The sequence below is a fragment of the Lysobacter antibioticus genome (assembly GCF_001442535.1).
In the GTDB taxonomy this organism is placed as follows: domain Bacteria; phylum Pseudomonadota; class Gammaproteobacteria; order Xanthomonadales; family Xanthomonadaceae; genus Lysobacter; species Lysobacter antibioticus.
In genome coordinates, this window is the sequence record NZ_CP013141.1 from 1,668,975 (window position 1) to 1,686,540 (window position 17,566).

The window sequence follows — 17,566 nt, forward strand, 5'->3', positions numbered from 1 at the left end:
CCGCCCGCTAGGCGTTAACGCGGGTAACCGCCTGTGCGACATTTTCGCCGGCGCCGTCGGTGACGGCGCCGTCCGCACGGTCGCGGCCTGCGCGCAGCACAGGCCCGGGGAAACCGGCTGGCGGGCTCTTACTCAACGTCATCCAAGGAAGATTCGACAATGTTCAAGACTTATCGGATTCCGGCGCTCGCCGCCGGCATGCTCTCGCTCGTCCTGCCCTTGACCGCACTCGCGTCCGACCCGCCGAGCATCTCGGAAAACCAATCCGCGTGCGCCGGTAAATACTCGGCCAAGCTCAAGCTGGTGTTCGACCACACCGGCACCGCCGCCAGCGCACACGCCGAAGCCAGCCTGGTGCGCAATCCCTTCGCCCAGGGTTCGGTGCCCTATCCGAACTACTTCGTCGCCCAGAGTGTGGTGATGAGCCGCAACTCGGCCAACCCCAACTGGATCAGCGATGTGCAGGACACCGAGATCACCGGCGCGTACTCCACCGCCCCGGTGACCGCCGGCACTACCGTGTTCAAGGCCGCCGGCTGCGAACTGGTCGCGGCCGCGACCGTCAACGTGCAATGCCCGAACGGCACCTGGGAGTACAAGAACCTCGAACGCCGCTGGCCGGGTTGCGGTCAGTAACACCAGCTCGGACGATGTGACCGACATGGCGATCGGTAGAGACAGCGATCGCATCCATCCGAGTCGCTGAAACCTTGCCGGGCCTCGCAGCGCGAGGCCCGGCAAGACATGTCCATCTCGCCGCTCAGCCGGCTCGACTCAGACTAACGCTGCCTGATGCACGCCGGCCACCGCGCGACCGGAGGGATCGGCCGCGTTCGCGAACGACGCGTCCCAGGCGATCGCCGCCGGCGACGAACAGGCGATCGACTTGCCGCCCGGTACGGTCTCGGCGCAGGCCGCGCCCGGGAAATGGCGCTCGAACAGGCTGCGATAGAAATACGCCTCCTTGGTCTGCGGCGTGTTGATCGGGAAACGCGCCACCGCCGTGGCCATGTCGCGGTCGCTCACCTGCGCTTCGGCGTGGGCCTTGAGGCCGTCGATCCAGCCATAGCCGACGCCGTCGCTGAACTGCTCCTTCTGCCGCCACAGGATCGAGTCGGGCAGATAGCCCTCGAAGGCTTCGCGCAGCACCGCCTTCTCGATGCCGCGTTTGCCGCCCGCGGCCTTGTCGACCATCTTCGCCTGCGCGTCCATGCGCATCGCCACGTCGAGGAATTCGACGTCCAGGAACGGCACGCGCGGCTCCACGCCCCAGGCCATCATCGACTTGTTCGCGCGCAGGCAATCGAAGCTGTGCAGCGCGTCGAGCTTGCGCACCAGTTCCTCGTGGAATTCGCGCGCGTTCGGCGCCTTGTGGAAGTACAGATAGCCGCCGAAGATCTCGTCCGAACCTTCGCCCGACAGCACCATCTTCACCCCCATCGCCTTGATCCGGCGCGCCAGCAGGAACATCGGCGTCGACGCGCGGATCGTGGTCACGTCGTAGGTCTCGATGTGCTGGATCACGTCGGGCAGCACGTCCAGGCCTTCCTCGAAGGTGTAGGTGAAGCCGTGATGCACGGTGCCGAGCGCCTGCGCTGCGATCTCGGCCGCGGCCAGGTCGGGCGAGCCTTCCAGGCCGATCGCGAACGAGTGCAGGCGCGGCCACCAGGCCTCGGCCTGATCGTCCTCTTCGACGCGGCGGCGGGCGAAGCGTGCCGCGCAGGCTGCAACCAGCGACGAGTCCAATCCGCCCGAAAGCAGCACGCCATAGGGCACGTCGCTCATCATCTGGCGGTGCACGGCGCGCTCGAAGGCTTCGCGCAGTTCCTGCTTGGACACCTCGACGCCCCGGGTGGCGTCGTAGTCGCGCCACGGCCGTTGGTAGTACTTCACCGGTGCGCCGACCTCGCTGTCGTAGTAGTGGCCGGCCGGGAATGGGCTGACGTCGTCGCACAAGCGCGCCAGCGCCTTCATTTCCGAAGCCACCCACAAACGGCCGTCGGCATCGTGGCCCCAGTACAGCGGGCATACGCCGATCGGGTCGCGCGCGATTACGTAACGTCCGCGCGCCGCATCCCACAAGGCGAAGGCGAAGATGCCGTTGAAGCGGTTGAGCAGCTCGCCGAGGTCGCCGCCTTCGCGGTACAGGGCGTTGATGACTTCGCAGTCGGACTTGGTCTGGAACTCGTAAGGCTGCGCGAGCTGCTGTTCGAGTTCGCGATGGTTGTAGATCTCGCCGTTGACCGCGAGCGCGAGCTCGCCGTCGCTGGAACGCAGCGGCTGCGAGCCGCCGGTCGGGTCGACGATGGCGAGCCGCTCATGCACCAGGATCGCGCGCGGCTCGACGCTGACGCCGGACCAGTCGGGGCCGCGATGGCGCTGGCGTGCGGACAGGGACAGCGCCAGCGGCCGCAGCGGGCGCAGGTCGGCGCCGGGGCGCAGGTCGAACAGACCGAGGATCGAGCACATCTGAGCATCTCCTGGAGGGTTTGCAGCGGTTCGGGGTAGGCAGGGCGGGAAAACTTGGGGTTTAAAGCGAGGGGGTCTAAACAAGGGGGTCTAAAATCAGGGGGCCCAAAACGCAGAAAGCCCGCACTTCGCAGTGCGGGCTTCCTGAGCGATTGAGCGTGTGTTGCGCGCGCTAATCGCCGGCCCGCGGGAGGCTGGCGTTATTGCGATTATTGTTGTTGACCCGCACGTCGGCCGCGGCCAGGCGCACACGGCCGCGGAGGGCGGCGTTGCGGCGGTCGGCGGTGGCGAAGACGGCGGTCATGGCTCGATCCTGCTTGAGGATCGCGCCGGATGCAAGCGCCGGATCGGCAACACCGGCGAACGGCACGACCGCGATCGCGGTTCGGGCGTCCCGGCCGCCGGCGAGACCGGGCCGGCGCCGGCACAAACCGATGCGATACGGCCACGGCGCCGTCGCGGACTTCGGCTAAGCTCGGCGGCGGAGGAAATCATGGCCAAATGGATCAAGCGCGGCCTGATCGCGCTGCTTTGCCTGTCGTTGCTCGGCGCCGTCGCGGCCTGGTGGTTGTTGCGCGGCAGCCTGCCCCGCCTGGACGGCGAACTCGCCCTGCCGGGCCTGTCGGCCCCGGTGACGATCCAGCGCGATGCGCTCGGCGTGGTCACCGTCGACGCCGCCAATCAGACCGATGCGATGCGCGCCCTGGGCTACGTCCACGGCCAGGAACGCTATTTCGAGATGGACCTGCTGCGACGCACCGCGGCGGGCGAGCTGTCGGCGCTATTCGGCGCCCGCGCCCTCGATTACGACCGCCGTCACCGCGTGCACCGCCTGCGCGGCCGGGTCGAAGCGCAACTGGCCTCGTTCGCCGGCGACAAGAGTGAATTGCTGCAGGCCTATGCCGACGGTATCAACGCCGGGCTGACCGGCTTGTCGCGCAAGCCCTGGCCTTACCTGTTGCTCCGCGCCGAGCCCGAGCCCTGGAAACTGTCGGATTCGGCCCTGGTCGGTTATGCGATGTACTTCGATCTGCAGGACGCGAGCAATGCGCGCGACCTCGCTTACTGGCGCATGCGTCCGCACCTGCCGCCGGCCTTGTACGCCTTGATCACCCACAACGGCAGCCGCTGGGATGCGCCGCTGTTCGGTGCGCCGTTCGGCGATGCCGAACTGCCGAGCGCCGATCAGGTCGATCTGCGCAAGCTGCCGACGCCCGCGTCCGGCAGCGTCCTGCAACTGCCATTTCCCGACGAGATCGGCAGCAACAACTTCGCCGTCGCCGGCAGCCTGACCGCCGACCGCCGCGCGATCGTCGCCGACGACATGCACCTGGGCCTGCGTGCGCCCAACCTGTGGTTCCGCGCACGCCTGCGCTACGCCGACCCGCGCGTGCCCGGCGGCCGCGTCGACGCCAGCGGCTTCACCCTGCCCGGCCTGCCTGCGCTGGTGGTCGGCAGCAACGGCCACGTCGCCTGGGCCTTCACCAACAGCTACGGCGACTGGGCCGACTGGTCGCGCGAACCCGGCTGCGCCGGCCAGGCCATGGCCGCGAGCTGCGCAGGCCTGCGCGTGCACGAGGAAATCATCGCGGTCAAAGGCGCGCCGTCGAGCAAACTGACGGTGCGCGAGACCGCCTGGGGGCCGCTGCTGCACGACAACCCCGACGGCAGCGCCCTCGCCCTGCGCTGGGCCGCGCATCTGCCGGGCTCGCTCAATATGGGGCTGGCCGACCTCAGCCGCGCGCAATCGGTCGACGAAGCGATGCAGCTCGCCCGCGGCGTCGCCATGCCGGTGCAGAACCTGGTGCTGGGCGACCGCCAGGGCAAGATCGCCTGGCGTTTGCTCGGGCCGATTCCGGAACGCGACGGCGAATGCTCCACCGCGACCCCGGTCGAGAACGACCTCGTCGGCGGCAAGCAGCGCAGCACGCCCGCATGCCCGCCCTGGAGCCTGCAGACCCAGGATGCGCCGCAACTGGTCGCGCCGCCGTCGGGCCGTCTGTGGACCGCCAACACGCGCACGCTCGACGGTCTCGAATACGAGCGCATCGGCGACGGCAACTACGTGCTCGGCGCGCGCGCCGGACAGATCCGCGACGGCCTGTTCGCCAAGCAGCGTTTCAACGAACGCGACCTGCTTGCGATCCAGCTCGACGACCGCGCGCTGTTCCTGCAGCGCTGGTGGAAGCTGCTGCAGGACCAGGCCGCACGCGTCGACAAGGCCGGCAATGCCAGCCCCGCGCTGGCGACCCTGGCCGCAGCGGCACGTCGCTGGGAAGGTCGCGCCGTGCCCGATTCGGTGAGTTACCGCATCGTCCGCAACTGGCGCCGCGCAGTGCACACGCGCGTCGCCAACGGCCTGACCGCACCGGTGCGCGCCGCGCTCGGCGAGCGCTTCGAAATGCCGGAGTTGAAGCAACTCGAAGGCGTGGTCTGGCCGCTGCTGACGCAACGCCCGGATCATCTGCTGCCGCGCGGCGAACGTTCCTGGGACCAATTACTGGAGCATTCGGCCGAGGATGTGCTCAAGGAGTTCGCGGTAACGCCCGGCCCGGACGCAGCGGCGCGATTGGCCAAGCAGCGCTGGGGCGAACACAACACCGCCTCGATCTGTCACCCGCTCGCATCGGCCCTGCCCGGCTTCGCCAAGCGCGCCCTGTGCATGCCCTTCGACGAACTGCCCGGCGACTCGGCGATGCCGCGCGTGCAGCGCCCGGATTTCGGCGCCTCCGAACGCATGGTGGTGTCGCCCGGCCACGAGGCCGACGGCATCATCCACATGCCCGGCGGCCAGAGCGGCCATCCGCTGTCGCCATTCTGGGGCGCGGGCCACGACGATTGGGTGCACGGGCGGCCGACGCCGTTCCTGCCGGGACCGGCGCGGCATACCTTGACGGTCGAGCCGTTGCGGTAATTGTTGCGTTCGCGGCGATCTGAGACCCCGCGGTCGCGGCTTGCGCCGCTCCTACCCTTTGCGGCACCGCTCCTGGGTAGGAGCGGCGCAAGCCGCGACCGCGGAACCACGACCACCGCGGCAACAGCCGTTGGCCGACGACGCGTTCAAACGCTGCGGCTTCGTGCCCGATCAGACCAACAAGCGCTCGATCAGCGCCCGATACAAATCCGGCAACGCTTCCAGATCGGAGACCAGGACGTTCTCGTCGACCTTGTGGATGCTGGCATTGACCGGGCCGATCTCGATGCACTGCGCGCCCAGCGGCGCGATGAAACGCGCATCCGAGGTGCCGCCGCCGGTGCTTTCCTCGGGCACGCCGCCGGAGAATTGCGCCAGCACTTCGCGCGCCGCCGCGCGCAGCGGGCCTTCCGGGGTGTAGAACGGTTCGCCGCCGCGGAACCAGCGCAATTCGTACTGCAGGCCATGCGCGCGCAGCACGTCTTCGCATTGCTGCTCCAGGCGTTCGGCATTCCAGCTCGGGTTGTAGCGCAGGTTGAACAGCACCTGCAGTTCGCCCGGGATCACGTTGTTGGCGCCGGTGCCGGCGTGGATATTGCTGATCTGCAACGAGGTCGGCGGGAAGGTTTCGTAACCTTCGTCCCAACGCCGCGCGGCAAGCTCGGACAGCGCCGGCATCGCCTGGTGAATCGGGTTGCGCGCCTTGTCCGGATAGGCGACATGGCCTTGCACGCCGATCACCTTCAAGGTCGCCGACAAGGTGCCGCGACGGCCGACGCGCAACAGATCGCCGAGCTTGGCGGTCGACGAGGGCTCGCCGGTCACGCACCAATCGATGCGCTCGCCGCGCTCGCGGAAAGTGTCGGCGACGCGGCGCACGCCGTCGATCGCATCGCCCTCTTCGTCGGACGTCAGCAACAGGGCGACGCGCCCGCGATGCTGCGGGTGCGCGGCGACGAAGTCCTCCAGCGCGACCACGAACGCGGCCACGCTGCCCTTCATGTCGGCGGCGCCGCGGCCGTACAACACGCCGTCGCGGATCTCCGGCAGATAGGGATCGCTGGACCAGGCATCGACCGGGCCCGAGGGCACCACGTCGGTATGGCCGAGCAGGACCAGAGTCGGGCCTTCACCGTCGCCGTGCACCGCCCAGAGATTGTCGACCTCGCCGTAGCGCAGGTGCTCGCAGACGAAACCGGCGCGGCGCAGGCGCTCGGCGATCAGCGCCTGGCAACCGAGGTCGTCGGGCGTGACCGAGGGCCGTGCGATCAGCGCCAGGGTCAGATCGAGTACAGCACTCGACGAGGCCCCGCTCGACGAAGCACCGCCCGACGAGGCAGCGCTCACGAACCGACCCCGAAGCGCTGCTTGAAGCCGTTGTCGCTGAAGCCCTGGCTGACCTTGCCGTCGTCGGTCACCACCAGCGGGCGGCGGATCAGCTGCGGGTATTCCTTCAACAGCAACTTCCACTCCGCATCCGAGGCCGGCTCCTTGCGGTTCGGCGCCAAGGTGCGCCAGGTGGTGGAGGACTTGTTGATCAGCGACTCCCAGCCGCCGACCTGGTTCTTCCATTCGACCAGGGTTTCCGGCGCCTGCCGGTTATCGCGATAGTCGACGAAGCTGTGGGCGACGCCGAAGCGGTCCAGCCACTTGCGGGCTTTCTTGCAGGTGTCGCAGTTGTTGAGTCCGTAAAGAGTCGTCATTAGTTTTCAGATCGCTGTTCGAGACGGGTTGACACGACGCTCAAGATCGAGCGCCACTTCGTTGCGCCCAAGAACTGCGGGCGTGGGCATGAATACGATTCGCTCTCCGAACGGGCCCGATGCTTTCAAGTGCAAGGTTACGCGATGGGGTTTGATGCTGTGGCCGTCTTCAACGCAGGCAATGTCGGCGATCTTGAGTCGCTGCTCCAATTTCCCGCGCCGTACCAACAAGAACTCGCCGTGATCGGCGAGATAGTCCGCAAAGGAATTCATCACGACGCAAAAGACTGCGAGCAACGCCGCCAAGACGAACCAGATCGCGACGTGCTCGGCAGAGGCGCCGCCGCGGCCACTGAACAGGTATTCCACGGGAAAAAGCAAGACCAGGCCCAGCAGCAGGCGCGCCCACAGCTTGCGGACCACTGTCGTCGGCGATGCGAGTTGATTTCCTTCTGCCATTGGTCGTCCCCTGCATCCGCCAACCCACGCGGCAAACCGTCGAGGCGGGTGCTCGCCGCGGCGAAACCGCGCCTTCGCCGCCTCGATGAGCCCACGAGCCGCTGGGAACGGCAAGCAGCCTTCGCCGCTCGTTACTCGTTCCCGCGAACTCGTTCCTCGCCTCAGTCGGCCAACCCGCGCAGCAGGTCGTTGATGCTGGTCTTCGAACGCGTCTTGGCGTCGACCTGCTTGACGATGACCGCGCAGTACAGCGAATGCGATCCGTCCTTGGCCGGCAGCTGACCCGACACCACCACGCTGTACGGCGGTACGCGGCCGTAGCTGATCTCGCCGGTGGCGCGGTTGTAGACGCGGGTGCTCTGGCCGAGGAACACGCCCATGCCGATCACGCTGTGGTGGCCGACGACGAAGCCTTCGACCACTTCCGAACGCGCGCCGATGAAGCAATGGTCTTCGATGATGGTCGGCGAAGCCTGCAGCGGTTCGAGCACGCCGCCGATGCCGGCGCCGCCGGACAAGTGGCAGTGCTTGCCGATCTGGGCGCAGGAACCGACCGTGGCCCAGGTGTCGACCATGGTGCCTTCGCCGACGTGCGCGCCGATGTTGACGAAGCTCGGCATCAGCACCACGTCCTTGCCGATGTAGGCGCCGCGGCGGGCGATCGCGCCGGGCACGACGCGCGCGCCGAGCTTGCGGAAATCGGCTTCGCCGTAGCCCTCGAAGCGCGCCGGCACCTTGTCCCAGAACGGCGCCGGGTCGGCTTCGACGACCTGCATGTCGTTGACGCGGAAGTACAGCAGCACCGCCTTCTTCAGCCACTCGTTGACGCTCCAGCCGCCCTTGCCGTCGGGCTCGGCGACGCGGAACTCGCCCTGCTCGAGGCCGGCGATGACGCGCTCGACGGTGGGCCGGGTCGAGCCTTCGATTTCGTCGGGCGTGAGCATGCTGCGGCGCTCGAAAGCGCTGTCGATCATGAACTTCAGCTCGTCGATGCCCGGCACTTCGTTGCTCTTCTTGCGTGCGGTCTTCTTGGCGGTCTTCTTGGCGGGGCTCATCGACTGTCTCCTTCGAGGCAGGCCAGCAGCGCATCGCGCAGGGCCTGCTGTTGCGTTTCGTCGAGCGCGCGATCGCGCCCGTCGGTGATCTGGAATACGTCTTCGGCGCGTTCGCCGAAGGTGGCGATGCGCGCGTCGTACACGCGCAGGCGCTGTTTGCGCAAAGTCTGGGCGACGTCGGCCAGCAGGCCGGGACGGTCGGTGCAGACCAGGCTCAAGGTGGTGCGCGCACTCGCGGCTTCGTCCTTGCTGAACGAGGCGAACACGATCTGCGGGACGATGCGGAAATGACGCAGGTGCCGCGGTTGTGCGCGGCGCGCCGGCTTGATCCGTTCGAGCGGGCCGGCCAGGGTCGCTTCCAGGCGCCGTTCGACGTCCTCGGCGCTCGGCGGCTGGCGCGGATCGGTCGGCACCACCTCGAAGGTGTCGAAGATCGCGCCTTGCGGGCCGTCGAGCACGCGCGCCTGCTGGATCGCCAGGCCGAGCCGGTCGAGGGTGGCGACGATCGCGGCGAACAGGCCGTCGCGGTCGGGCGAATGCACGAACACTTCCAGCGCGCCGGCATGGGCGCCGCCGTGGGCGCTAACCGGCCGTGCACGCACGCGGGTGTCGCCGAGCGCGATGCCGCGCAACGAGGCGGCCTGCCAGGCGATCTGGTCGGGGCGGCCGCGCTGGAAGGCGATCTCGGGCATGCGCGCGAACAAGGCGGCGATCTCGTCGTCGCGCGCGCCGAACGCGGCCAACATGGCCTGCGCGGCTTCGCGCGTCTCGGCGGCGCGCTCGGCGCCGGCGACCGGGTGTTCGAGCCCGCGCCGCAAGGCCAGGCGGGTGGCGGTGTAGAGGTCGGCGAGCAGCCGGTCCTTCCACGCGTTCCACAGCTTCGGCGAGGTGCCGGCGATGTCGGCGCAGGTCAGCAGATAGAGATGATCGAGGTGCTCGCGATCGGCGACCTTGGTGGCGAAGCGATGGATCACGTCGGGGTCGGCGATGTCCTGCTTCTGCGCGGTCACCGACATCAGCAGATGCTGGCGCACCAGCCATTCGACCAGGGCGGTGTCGGACTCGCTCAGGCCCATGGTCGAGCAGAACACGCGCGCGTCGTCGCCGCCGAGTTCGGAATGATCGCCGCCGCGGCCCTTGGCGATGTCGTGGAACAGGCCGGCAAGCAGCAATAGTTCCGGCTTGCGCAGGCGCGGCCAGACTTCGTGGGCGATGCTGAAACGTTCGTCGGCCACGCCGGAGGCGAAGCGGGCGAGATTGCGCAGCACCGCTAGGGTGTGCTGGTCGACCGTGTAGACATGGAACAGGTCGAACTGCATGCGCCCGGAGACTTTCGAGAACGCCGGAATCCAGCGCCCGAGCACGCCCAGGCGGGCCATGCGTTCGAGCGCGTGCACCGGATGCGGGCCGCGCAGGATCTTGATGAAGCGCTCGCGCAGCGCCGGCTCGGCCTGGACGAAGCTCGGCACCCGCGCCAGCGCCTCGGCCAGCGCGCGCGCGGTCTGCGAGTGCAGGCCGCGGATCTCGTCGTGCGCGGCCCAGGCCGCGAACAGGGCGAACACCTCGGAAGCGTCGCGCGGCCACTCGGCGTCGCGCGCAGCAATGTAGTCGCGACGCAACTCGAAGGCCTCGAACACGCCGTCCAGCGGCACCGGCACGGCCTCGCCTTCGATCTGCTCCTCGAAGCGCTGCAGCAGACGCTCGCCGATGCGCAGCACCAGCGCGGCGCTGCGATAGAAACCCTGCATCATCTGCTCGACAGCGAGGTTGTCGGCGTTGTCGACATGCCCCAGGCGTTCGGCGAGCAGCTTCTGGTAGTCGAAACGCAAGCGTTCTTCGCGCTTGCGCGCGACCAGATGCAGCCCGAAGCGCAAACGCGACAAGGTCCGGCGTTCGCGCTCCAGCGTGGTCAGTTCGTCCGGCCCGAGTTGGCCGATCGACACCAGCGATTCCAGGTCGGAGGTGCCGATGATCCGCAGCGCCATCCAGTGCAGGGTCTGCACGTCGCGCATGCCGCCCGGGCCTTCCTTGAGATTGGGCTCGAGGTTGTCGGCGGTGTCGCCGTAACGGGCGTGACGCAGGCGCAGCTCTTCGCGCTTGGCGATGAAAAACTCGCGCGCCGGCCACACCTGCGACGGCGAGATCGCCGCCTGCAGCGCCATCTGCGCGACCGCGCCGGCGGCGAGCGGGCGCGCTTCCAGCATCGCGGTCAATACGCTCAGGTCGGCCGCGGCTTCGGTGCACTGCTCGGCCGAGCGCACGGCGTGGCCGACCGGCAAGCCGGCGTCCCACAGCGAGGCGAAAAAGCAGCCGAGTTGTTCGGCCTGGGCGGTCTGGGCCTGCGAATCGGCGAGCACCAGCAAGTCGATGTCCGACTGCGGAAACAATTCGCCGCGGCCGTAGCCGCCGACCGCGAACAAGGCCAGCGGCGCGGCCTCGTCGATGCAGGCCTGCCAGGCCGCACGCACCTGCGCATCGACCGCGTCGGTGCGCGCGCGCAGCAGGCGGTCGATGTCGGCATCGGGGTCGCTGTCGAAACGCTGCGCGAGGGCGGCGTCGACCGCGCTCAGGGCTGCGCGGATCGCCGCCGGGCTGCCGGCGGCGGGCGTCGCCGCATCGGGCGCCGCCGACCGATCGGCCAATCGTTCGTCAGGCCGATCGCCGGCGACGGGGCCGGTCATAGGTCGTTATCGTCGCCCGGCACGCGGGTCAGGATTTCGACGCCGTCCTCGGTCACCGCGACGGTGTGCTCCCACTGCGCCGACAACTTGCGGTCCTTGGTCACCACGGTCCAGCCGTCCGGCAGGGTCTTATGGCGGTAGGTGCCTTCGTTGATCATCGGCTCGATGGTGAAGGTCATGCCGGGCACGAGCTTCACGCCTTCGCCGGGACGGCCGTGATGCAGCACCTGCGGGTCTTCGTGATAGACGCGGCCGATGCCGTGGCCGCAGTAGTCGCGCACCACGCTGAAGCGCTCGGCTTCGGCGTAGGTCTGGATGGCGTGGCCGATGTCGCCGAGGGTGATGCCCGGCCGCACCAGGCGGATGCCGCGGAACATCGCTTCGCGGGTCACGTCGACCAGACGCTTGGCCATGACCGAGGGCGTGCCGACGTAATACATGCGGCTGGTGTCGCCGTGCCAGCCGTCCTTGATCACGGTGACGTCGATGTTGACGATGTCGCCGTCCTTGAGGATCTTGCTGTCGCTCGGGATGCCGTGGCAGATCACGTTGTTGACCGAGGTGCACACGGTCTTCGGAAAGCCCTTGTAGCCGACGTTGGCCGGAATCGCTTTCTGCACGTTGACGATGTGCTCGTTGCAGATGCGGTCCAGCTCGCCGGTGCTGACGCCCGGCTTCACGTAGGGAGCGACGATCTGCAGCACCTCGGCGGCCAGGCGGCCGGCGACGCGCATCTTCTCGATGTCTTCGGGTGTCTTGATGGAAATAGCCATGCCGGCATTATCGCTTAATCGGGGCCGCCCTTCACGCGTCGCGGGCGTCGTCGACGCGACGCTGCGTGCCATCGTCGGCGAGCTCGCCGACGGCGGCGCCCCTAGGCGACGCCCCTATGTGGACCGTGCGGCACAGGGCGGTCGGCGAACACCCGAGCAGCGACCACCTTCAGGGCGAAGGCCAGGCGACCGCGCAAGCCGGACCAGCGCTCGGCACAGCCGGCCGGGGCCGGCTCAATCGGGCCGGTCGGCCCTGATGGGCGGATTTCTCAGCCAATGCTGAGATGGTGAGTCTCAAGGGCGGCAGCCACGCAATCCGGGCCGCTACAGGGCCGCTACCAGGCGGCCGTGGCGCCTGCTTAGCCGCCCCGCCCTCGCCTCACCCCGGCCCAGCCCCCTCAACTTGCCCCAAGCCCCCCGTCCCCGTTACACTTCCGCGGCTCTGCGACCGGACCGACCTGCTTCACCGGACCGAATCGCGCCGCCCACGTCGGGCGTCACCGACGAATACACACCTGCCGCCACAGCCCGTGCCGGGGTGCCTGAGGGACCGATCGCAAGCTCGGCTCCGCAGGTTCGGACACGGAAGCGACAGGGAGGCCCAACCCCGGAACCCTTCGCCACGGACCCGCGTCCGCGGCGAGCCGCCATCACTCAATCGGCGGTCGGTTCCCTTGCCTTCGGAGTTATCGCAATGCCTCAGATCACCATGCGTCAGATGCTGGAAGCCGGCGTCCATTTCGGCCACCAGACGCGCTACTGGAATCCCAAGATGGGCCCGTACATCTTCGGCGCCCGCGGCAAGATCCACATCATCAACCTCGAGAAGACCGTTCCGCTGTTCAACGACGCGATGAACTTCATCTCGGGCATCGCCCAGAAGCGCGGCACCATCCTGTTCATCGGCACCAAGCGTTCGGCGCGCGATTCGATCAAGGAAGAAGCGCAGCGCTGCAACATGCCGTACATGACCCAGCGCTGGCTGGGCGGCACGCTGACCAACTTCCGCACCGTCAAGCAGTCGGTCTCGCGCCTGAAGGAACTGGAAGCCGGCGAAACCGACGGCACCTTCCAGAAGATGGTCAAGCACGAAGTGCTGGGCCTGCGCCGCGAGCGCGACAAGCTGGAAGCCTCGCTGGGCGGCATCAAGGACATGAACCGTCTGCCCGACGCTCTGTTCGTGATCGACATCGGCCATGAAGACATCGCGATCAAGGAAGCCAAGAAGCTCGGCATCCCGGTCATCGCGGTGGTCGACACCAACTACGACCCGGCCCTGGTCGACTACGCGATCCCGGGCAACGACGACGCCATCCGCGCCGTGCAGCTGTACGCCCGCGCCGCCGCCGACGCCGTGCTCGAAGGCAAGGCCGCCGCTCCGCAGGTCGGCAGCGTCCGCGAGGAAGACTTCGCCGAAGCCGCCGAAGACGGCGCCGCCAAGGACGACCGCAAGTCCGCTCCGCGCGGCCGCGCACCGGCCAAGAAGGGCCCGGCTCCGGCTGCCGCCCCGGCCGCCAAGAAGGCCGACGGCGAAGCGCCGGCTGCCGAGTAAGCGTCATGTAATGCAGCCGCGCCAAACTGCGCGGCTGCACTTACCCGTATCCGCTCCGGGTAGCAGCGGCGTAAGCCGCGATGCATCGCCGCAGTCAGCGATGAAACGCGGCTTACGCCGCTCCTGCCCGGACTTTATCGAACACCCGAGGTAACCCCATGGCTGAAATTTCCGCTTCCCTGGTCAAGGAACTCCGCGAGCGCACCGGCGCCGGCATGATGGAGTGCAAGAAGGCGCTCGTCGAAAACAACGGCGACATCGACGCCGCGGCCGAGTGGCTGCGCAAGTCGGGCCTGGCCAAGGCCGACAAGAAGGCCGGCCGCGTCGCTGCCGAAGGCCGCATCGCGGTCGCCCAGGACGGCGGCAAGGCCGTGCTGGTCGAGATCAACTCCGAAACCGACTTCGTCGCCAAGGACGCCAACTTCCTGTCCTTCACCGAGACCGTGGCCCAGGCCGCGCTGAGCTCGGGCGCCGTCGACGCCGAGGCGCTGAAGGCGGTCAAGCTGGCTTCCGGCGAAACCGTCGAGGAAACCCGCGCCGCCGTCATCGCCAAGGTCGGCGAGAACCTGCAGGTGCGTCGCCTGATCCAGATCGACAGCGCCAACAACGTCGCTGCCTATGTTCACGGCGGCCGCATCGGCGTGCTGATCGAGCTCAAGGGCGGCGATGCCGACCTGGCCCGCGGCCTGGCCATGCACGTTGCCGCGATGAACCCGCCGCACATCAAGGCCAGCGACGTCCCGGCCGAGTTCGTGGCGAAGGAAAAGGAAATCGAACTGGCCAAGATGTCCGACAAGGACAAGTCCAAGCCGGCCGACATCCTGGAGAAGATCATCGGCGGCAAGATCGCCAAGATCGTCAACGAAGTCACCCTGTACGGCCAGCCCTACGTGCTGAACACCGATCAGACCGTCGAGCAGGTGGTCAAGGCCGCCGGCGCCGACGTGGTCAGCATGCAGCGCATCGCCGTCGGCGAAGGCATCGAGAAGCAGGTCGACGACTTCGCCGCCGAAGTCATGAAGCAGGCCGGCCTGGCGTAAGCCACCGTCGCTTCGAAGCAGTACGAAAAAGGCCGCGGATTCCGCGGCCTTTTTCTTTGGGCGGGAATCGGGAATCGGGAATCGGGAATCGGGAATCGGGAATCGGGAACAGCGTAACCATCATCCCGTCGTTCCTGCGAAGGCGGGAACCCAGAAACTTCAAGCGTTCTCGCCCGAAAGCCCTGGGTTCCCGCCTTCGCAGGAACGACGGAGACGGTTGCGTCGTTCGATTCCCTATTCCCTATTCCCGCATCCCGGCCCCAAAAAAGGCCGCGGAATCCGCGGCCTCTCTTGACTGACCCGGCCCGCAACCCGCGCGGACGCGGCCAGCGCCGCCCCGCCTCACTCGATCGGCGGGCAGGACTCGGCGTAGTGCGAACTCTGCGAGATCACCACCCACTGACCGCCGGTGTAGCGGTACTTGGTCAGCACGATCTCGTAGGCCCAGCCCTGGTATTCGCAGGTGGTCTCGGTGCGGAACGAGCCCTCGGCCGGATCGGCCTGGGCCACCGGCAGGAACAGCAACAGGCCCGACAAGCCCAACGCGCACACGGTATTCCGAAACGTCATGGCAACCCCTCCTGGGTTAGGCGAACCGATTCGCCGAGCCGATCATAATCCGGCCGCGTCCGCCTCCCTGCGACACCTGTCAGATTCCCCCGCCCCCGACGCGACACGGCCGCGATCTCTCGCGGCCGTGCGCTTTCGGACCTGATCACGGCGGCCGCGGCAGCGCGAACGCTACCGCGCCGGCTCAGCCGGCCTGCTGGAAATACACCTCTTCGTACGGCTGCACGACCACCCAGCCGGTGCCGGCGAACTTGAGCTGCACGCTCTCGCCCGAGCCGCGCCCGAACAGGGTGCCCAGGGAGATGTCGGTGACGATGTCCGGGCTGAGGCCGCCGGACCAGGCGACGGTCGCGTTCGGGTCGGTGAACACCGGCTGGTCCGGAGTCACCGCCAGGGTCAGCGGCTCGTAATGCGAGGTGATCGCGACCACGCCGCTGCCGCTGAGTTTGATGTTGAACAGGCCGCCGGACATCATGCCCGAGACCTTGCGCATCATCTTGATGTCGGCGGCGATGCCGTCCTCGTAGGCCAGCACGTCGTTGCCGTTGACGTAGATCGACTCGCCGCCCAGGCGCAGCAGGGTGATCTTCTTGCCGGCGTCGGCGATGTAGACCCGGCCCTTGCCTTCCATCTTCATCAACTGCGTGCCTTCGCCGCTGATCGCCTTCTTCAGCAGGTTGCTCAGGCCCTGCTCCAACACGCCCTGGCGCACGAACTTGACGCCGCCGCGGTACGCCACCATCGAGCCGGCCTTGGCCCAGACCCGGCCGTCGAGCTTGACTTCGAGCAGGTGCGAGCTTTCCAGCTCGAACACTTCCTGGCTGAGGTCCTTCTGCTTCGAGGCTTCGACGAATTCGTTGAGGTTCTTGATCGACACTTCCATCTCCTTGGGTGGTGCGCGGCGCGTGCCGGGACGGCACGGGCGCGATACGGCGGTTCCAATCTGGACCGGCGGCGGGATCATAAGGGATCGCCGTGTCGGAACGAGGGTCGCCGTACGGCAATCCGCTCCCGCGAACGCGTCCGGCAAGGCCTTCGCGAGCGCCGGAGGCCCGTTTGCGCACGACCCGGGGGTGGGCGCTTGAGCTACAATTCTGCCGCTGCCCGCCTCCCCGAGAATGCCCCATGTCCCAGCTCGCCTATCGCCGTGTCCTGTTGAAACTTTCCGGCGAGGCGTTGATGGGGGACGAGGACTACGGCATCGATCCCAAGGTGATCGGGCGCCTCGCCCGCGAAGTCATCGAAGTCCAGCAGGCCGGCGCGGAAATCGCGCTGGTGATCGGCGGCGGCAACATCTTCCGCGGCGCCGGCCTCGCCGCCGGCGGCATGGACCGGGTCACCGGCGACCAGATGGGCATGCTCGCCACCGTCATCAACGCCCTGGCGATGCAGGATTCGCTCGAGAAGCTCGGCGCCAAGGTGCGGGTCATGAGCGCGATCAAGATCAACGACGTGTGCGAGGACTACATCCGCCGCCGCGCCATCCGCCACCTGGAAAAAGGCCGTCTGGCGATCTTCGCCGCCGGCGTCGGCAGCCCGTTCTTCACCACCGATTCCGGCGCCGCCCTGCGCGCGATCGAGATCGGCGCCGACCTGTTACTGAAGGCGACCAAGGTCGACGGCGTGTACGACAAGGACCCGAAGAAGCACGCCGACGCGGTGCGCTTCGACAAGCTCACCTACGACGACGTCATCACCCGCGACTTGCAGGTCATGGACACCGCGGCGTTCGCGCTGTGCCGCGACAGCGAACTGCCGCTGCGCATCTTCGACATGGGCCAGCCGGGCGTGCTGCTGAAAATCCTGCGCGGCGAGAACATCGGCACCCTGGTCAAGGGCCGCAACTAAGCCCCTGCCGCGACTCAACGCGACAGCTGCAATGGCCGCAACGGCCGCCCTGGGGCGGCCGTTTTCGTTTCATGCGGCCGTTTTCGTTTCATGCGGCCGTTTTCATGTCGCAGGGGGCGTTTGCGTTTCAGCCGCCCGTTCGCATGCCATGGCGACCATATGCGTTTCAGGCTGGCCAGCGACAGTCCAAACGCCGCTCGGGCTCAGCCTTCCTCGCCCAGTTCGCGGGTGGCCTCGGCCACCTCGCGCGCAACCTCGACGGCGGCACGCGTCGCCTCGGCGGTCTGACGTAACGCCAATTCGGCGGTATGCCTGGCCTGCGCAGCCACCTGCCCGGCCTCGCCGTGTTCGCCTATCGCATGCGCCTGCACTCGGGCCTGGACCGCATCGCGCTGAGCCTGCGCTCGCGCCCGCTCGGCCTCGCGCCGGCTCTTCTCCGCCTCGCGCCGGGCTTCCTCCGCCGCACGCCGTCCCTCCGCCGCGGCACGACGCCCCTCTTCCG

General features: G+C 67.9%; 15 protein-coding genes. 5 read left to right on the forward strand and 10 right to left on the reverse strand.

All coding sequences use genetic code 11. The features are described 5' to 3' along the window. The first annotated feature begins 159 nt into the window (after window positions 1-159). Window positions 160-636 (forward strand): hypothetical protein, encoded by a 477-nt coding sequence (locus GLA29479_RS06885; RefSeq protein WP_057917496.1) that lies wholly within the window; start codon window positions 160-162, stop codon window positions 634-636. Between the two features lie 138 nt (window positions 637-774). Here the strand turns inward: GLA29479_RS06885 and asnB are convergent, their stop codons facing one another. Then, entirely contained in the window at window positions 775-2,469 is a 1,695-nt protein-coding gene (gene asnB / locus GLA29479_RS06890; RefSeq protein ID WP_057971157.1) for an asparagine synthase B, read from the reverse strand. Window positions 2,470-2,641: 172 nt separating this feature from the next. After that, window positions 2,642-2,773, reverse strand: coding sequence for a hypothetical protein (locus GLA29479_RS25945; protein ID WP_257720585.1), 132 nt, complete (start codon window positions 2,771-2,773; stop codon window positions 2,642-2,644). Window positions 2,774-2,962: 189 nt separating this feature from the next. Here GLA29479_RS25945 and GLA29479_RS06900 point away from each other — a divergent pair, with 189 nt between their 5' ends. Beyond that, window positions 2,963-5,383 carry a penicillin acylase family protein gene (locus GLA29479_RS06900; protein ID WP_057971159.1) on the forward strand — a complete coding sequence of 807 codons (2,421 nt, stop codon included), beginning with the start codon at window positions 2,963-2,965 and terminating at the stop codon, window positions 5,381-5,383. 171 nt (window positions 5,384-5,554) lie between these two features. On the opposite strand, the gene dapE is transcribed toward GLA29479_RS06900, so the two are convergent. The 6 genes from dapE to map all read right to left on the reverse strand — a co-directional run bounded on the left by dapE (window position 5,555) and on the right by map (window position 12,054). After that, window positions 5,555-6,730 (reverse strand): succinyl-diaminopimelate desuccinylase, encoded by a 1,176-nt coding sequence (dapE, locus tag GLA29479_RS06905; protein WP_057971160.1) that lies wholly within the window; start codon window positions 6,728-6,730, stop codon window positions 5,555-5,557. After that, window positions 6,727-7,086: a Spx/MgsR family RNA polymerase-binding regulatory protein gene (locus GLA29479_RS06910; protein ID WP_057917492.1), complete on the reverse strand. Its 360-nt coding sequence runs from the start codon at window positions 7,084-7,086 to the stop codon at window positions 6,727-6,729. Before GLA29479_RS06910 ends, dapE begins: the two co-directional genes overlap by 4 nt. 6 nt (window positions 7,087-7,092) lie before the next feature. After that, the gene (locus GLA29479_RS06915) at window positions 7,093-7,545 is read right to left on the reverse strand and encodes a hypothetical protein (protein ID WP_144436385.1); all 453 of its coding nucleotides are present in this window, start codon (window positions 7,543-7,545) and stop codon (window positions 7,093-7,095) included. Window positions 7,546-7,706: 161 nt separating this feature from the next. Then, window positions 7,707-8,621 (reverse strand): 2,3,4,5-tetrahydropyridine-2,6-dicarboxylate N-succinyltransferase, encoded by a 915-nt coding sequence (gene dapD, locus GLA29479_RS06920; protein ID WP_425478923.1) that lies wholly within the window; start codon window positions 8,619-8,621, stop codon window positions 7,707-7,709. Beyond that, window positions 8,597-11,281, reverse strand: coding sequence for a [protein-PII] uridylyltransferase (gene glnD / locus GLA29479_RS06925; RefSeq protein ID WP_057971162.1), 2,685 nt, complete (start codon window positions 11,279-11,281; stop codon window positions 8,597-8,599). The genes dapD and glnD overlap by 25 nt, the downstream gene beginning before the upstream one ends. Beyond that, window positions 11,278-12,054, reverse strand: coding sequence for a type I methionyl aminopeptidase (gene map / locus GLA29479_RS06930; protein ID WP_057917488.1), 777 nt, complete (start codon window positions 12,052-12,054; stop codon window positions 11,278-11,280). Before map ends, glnD begins: the two co-directional genes overlap by 4 nt. Window positions 12,055-12,748: 694 nt before the next feature. Between map and rpsB the strand changes: the two genes are divergently transcribed. After that, on the forward strand, window positions 12,749-13,606 hold the full coding sequence (rpsB, locus tag GLA29479_RS06935) for a 30S ribosomal protein S2 (RefSeq protein WP_057917487.1): 858 nt from the start codon (window positions 12,749-12,751) through the stop codon (window positions 13,604-13,606). A gap of 158 nt (window positions 13,607-13,764) precedes the next feature. Next, window positions 13,765-14,646: a translation elongation factor Ts gene (gene tsf, locus GLA29479_RS06940; protein WP_031370437.1), complete on the forward strand. Its 882-nt coding sequence runs from the start codon at window positions 13,765-13,767 to the stop codon at window positions 14,644-14,646. A 342-nt stretch (window positions 14,647-14,988) separates the two neighbouring features. Here tsf and GLA29479_RS06945 read toward each other — a convergent pair whose 3' ends face one another. Beyond that, entirely contained in the window at window positions 14,989-15,216 is a 228-nt protein-coding gene (locus GLA29479_RS06945; protein WP_031370436.1) for a hypothetical protein, read from the reverse strand. A gap of 184 nt (window positions 15,217-15,400) precedes the next feature. After that, window positions 15,401-16,093, reverse strand: a complete 693-nt coding sequence (locus GLA29479_RS06950; RefSeq protein ID WP_057919994.1) for an AIM24 family protein — start codon at window positions 16,091-16,093, stop codon at window positions 15,401-15,403. 248 nt (window positions 16,094-16,341) lie between these two features. Here GLA29479_RS06950 and pyrH point away from each other — a divergent pair, with 248 nt between their 5' ends. Further along, entirely contained in the window at window positions 16,342-17,064 is a 723-nt protein-coding gene (gene pyrH, locus GLA29479_RS06955) for a UMP kinase (RefSeq protein ID WP_057917485.1), read from the forward strand. The last annotated feature ends 502 nt before the right edge of the window (window positions 17,065-17,566 follow it).